2 protein-coding genes and 2 pseudogenes are annotated in these 3,267 nt (G+C 60.1%); all 4 read right to left on the bottom strand.

The features are described from left to right. Positions 1-827: pseudogene (locus tag P792_RS38915) on the bottom strand (DUF4043 domain-containing protein); the annotation flags it as partial. Between the two features lie 26 nt (positions 828-853). Next, positions 854-1,291 (bottom strand): hypothetical protein, encoded by a 438-nt coding sequence (locus tag P792_RS31360; RefSeq protein ID WP_023979316.1) that lies wholly within the window; start codon positions 1,289-1,291, stop codon positions 854-856. Continuing rightward, positions 1,281-2,654 carry a phage portal protein gene (locus P792_RS31355; RefSeq protein ID WP_235075488.1) on the bottom strand — a complete coding sequence of 458 codons (1,374 nt, stop codon included), beginning with the start codon at positions 2,652-2,654 and terminating at the stop codon, positions 1,281-1,283. Before P792_RS31355 ends, P792_RS31360 begins: the two co-directional genes overlap by 11 nt. 79 nt (positions 2,655-2,733) lie before the next feature. Next, a pseudogene (locus P792_RS31350) lies at positions 2,734-3,267 on the bottom strand (DNA packaging protein); the annotation flags it as partial.

Here is a 3,267-nt window from a genome sequence, read left to right as displayed (position 1 = left end):
CCAGCCAGCACGTTCTGGATCCCGAGCGTATCACCGTCGGCCCTTTTAAGATCTGCCGTTGTGGCCTTGCCGTTAGGCCGCAGCACCAGCGGGGCAGTCGATGCAACAACCGCCATACCTGCCGTGGCATCCGCCACAGTTGCCGAGGTGGCAAGCTGTAACTGCCCGGAGATACCACCAGGCGCCGTCGAGACATTCACAGCGTCCGGAACGGCGCCGGCAACCGTGTAGACCCCGCTGCCAATGGTCACCGTCATGCCTGCACTTGCTCCGACAGGCCGCACAAGACCGGATACGATGACAAACTGGAAGCCGCGAATATCATCGACCGAAACCGTCGTGGTTTTCGCCGTCGCCGTTGTCGTCACACGCGTATTACCGCCCAGATAACCACCGACACCGCCAGAAACGCCGCCAAACAGTGCGTTACGAGCCAACCGGTCCAGCGACTGCATAGCCTGCATGCCATTTGTCTGCGCATTGGCCAGAAACTGCGAGGCAATGCCAACACCGGTCGTGACCATGTTCAGATCAATCGTATCGCCATACTGATTGATACTGAGAGTGTATTGCTCGACCGACCAGCCACTCGGTGACAGCCCGTTGTCGAAATTCGTATTACCCGAAGGCAGGAGTGGCGTCGTTACCGGTGATTTGAGGCTCTTGCGTGTTTTCGTCAGCGTCTCACCAATTGCATTGGGAAAAACCTCACGATCCGCAATTGCTCGAAATCCAGGGCGGGAATGAAGCCCCGTCTCGAACTCACGCGCCAGAAAACCCTGCTGAATGGCAGCACGAAGCTGCTCGGGAAAATTCTCGATACCCATATCTCTACTCACCCCAGACCCGTATTTCAGATAATTCCAGCAAGAAACTGCCGCTTGCGCAGGGCATAATCATGCGCGGGCAATTGGCGCGCATCCTGTCCCTGGGCTGGTGCCGGCTTCGGCACGATCCCGGCGCTTTCCTGCGCTTCGCCCGATAAACGCTGTCCCGTTTCCCGAAAAAGAAAGTGGCGCACCTCGCGTGCATCGCGCAGCGCCTTTTCAACGCCCTGCGGCGCCCCTTCTTCAGACCAGGTTATGGCAGAGCGATCGACATGCGCAGCAACCAGATCAGGGTCATAGGCCCCGAGCCGCGCAGCTTCAGCGCGCAGCGCCCCGGCAAGCACAGTATCGCGTGCGGCTGCCTTTACTCTGGCCAGTTCCTCCTGATGCGCCTGAACAAGGGAATCACGTTCAGCAGCAAGTTCAGCAAGAGAGAGACGAAGCGCATCGACATCATCCACCATGTCCATTTCCCCCTACAGGGTTTGTTTGGGCCGCCTCTGCAGCCCTGATTTCCGTCCACTCGGCAGCCGGGTCAGCAATGCCGGCAGCACTGGCATACAGCCGGGCCGCTGTTTCACGGCTCAGCAATCCCCCCGACTGCGCCGCACAAAGCCCCTGCGCGAGCGGCAGCAATTCCGATTCATCAGCAGTGAACCAGGCTGGCCAATGCAGCGAGAGTCCCTCCGCATCGAGATTCCGATAGGTTTTCGTCCCGATCTGTATCCCTTCGGGCATGACCGACGAGAGATGACAGAGCAGGCGATACAGTGGCAGCACACCACCCTCGCCATAGGCACCACGCAAACGATCAGCCATCCAGATCAGGGGCTGACACATCAGCTCCATGGCGCGGCCGGATTGTGGAGCTCCAAGACGGTCGCCGTGCATACGGTTACCGTGCAACTGCTCCAACACCAGCTGACGCAATTCACGGTAATGCGCCAGAACCGCACCGGCAGCAGCGCCATTGATTTCCAGCAGCTTGGCATCGCCTTCAGGCGGCAGGGTCAGGGCGGAGGCCGCCCCTCCCTGTCGTGCCATGCCCTCAGGTATGTCGGGCGTCTTGAGCACGAGCGTCGGATCGGAGCCGTATTTCAGTCCCCGCCCGGCTTGCGAAAGCAGATAATCGGCTTCGATGACCGTATCGATCGCCTTCTCGAAGCTACATTCCCCCTCAGTCTCGGCAGCGCCCCCACCAAAATTTCGGATCCACACAATCGGCACCACACCAAAACCGTGCTGATGCGACCGCTCTTCATCAAGTGGCGCATCCCCCTCCTGATCGACGGGATGGGGCACAAAAACCCGCACGCAATCACGGTCCCAGCATCGGTGCCACCAGAAGCGCATGGCCGCACGTTCAGGCGCGATGGCATAACCACTCAGCCGCAATGCCTGCCCGGTCACGACATAGCGCTCCGTCACACGCAGCAAGGCGCCTGCACGACCCCATTCAGGCGTCAGATAAGCTGTTTCCAGCACACGAGGCGTCGGTCTGGAGCCCACAAGCTCGATCCAAAGCGCCACCGACCCAACCGAGCCACGTATTGCTGCCTGCGTCATGAGTGACGCCAGACCAGCCTCACAGGCAAAACGGTTCAGGGCATCCGCCGTCTCCTTTTCACTTGAGACAGCAAGCGGCCAATGCGTATGGCCAAATAAAAGCGAGACCGCTTCATCAACCACAGTCCTGCACAGATTGGTCCGTACAGAGGGTCTCCGCTGGGAGAGGGGGATATATTCCCCCGCCACATTACGCTCCGTCGCAAAAGGATAGGGCAGAACATCATACTGCGTTCCATCCAGAACCCTTTGCAGGGCCAAAAGCCGCAGTGTCCTCGGAGAAAAACCCGGAGGAGAGGCATATCGTCCCTGAAGCGCCACCCAATCCATGTAACCTCCCTTATCGTGAAAGACTGAACCACCCCCGGTCCTGCCAACGGCCCGGCACTGCCTGAGGCTCGATCATCAGATCGCTCAGCGCCCAGATCAGCGCATCCGCGCGATCGGGCGAGGCTGCCCCGCCAAAGCCTCGGTTCGAGAAAAGACAAAGCTGCGACTCAAGAGCCGCAAAGCGCCCATGATGGATCACACGTCCCTGCTCATAGAGCGCCGCAACAGGCTCGGCGCGCGCCGCCTTGCCACGCGATGCCGTCACCATTCTGAGCGCAGCCCTGGGATCGACGCTTCTGAGCGTCGCTTCCACCAGAGCCCCACCAAAATTGCGTTCCGCCACAATCCTGTCTGCCTGCCAGAGCGCTGCCGCCTGTATGGCCCGACGTGCCCACCCCATGGGTGTGTCACGTGTGGAGCAATCCTCCAGCACATGCCCGATTCCATTGTGGTCGATGGCGGCCACAACAATACCGATTTCGTCCGCACCCAGATCCGAGGGCCCGGAGGCCCCTGAAGGATCGATCGCCACGACGACACGCTT

Origin of the sequence: Asaia sp. SF2.1, assembly GCF_000505765.1 — a bacterium.
Taxonomy (GTDB): Bacteria; Pseudomonadota; Alphaproteobacteria; order Acetobacterales; family Acetobacteraceae; genus Asaia; species Asaia bogorensis.
The sequence above is the reverse complement of the archived record's forward strand: the minus strand, read 5'-3'. Positions and strand labels throughout refer to the sequence as shown.

Excerpts from the sequence above, each read along its gene's own strand:
- P792_RS31360 (WP_023979316.1), bottom strand. The coding sequence starts at position 1,291 with ATGGTGGATGATGTCGATGCGCTTCGTCTCTCTCTTGCTGAACTTGCT.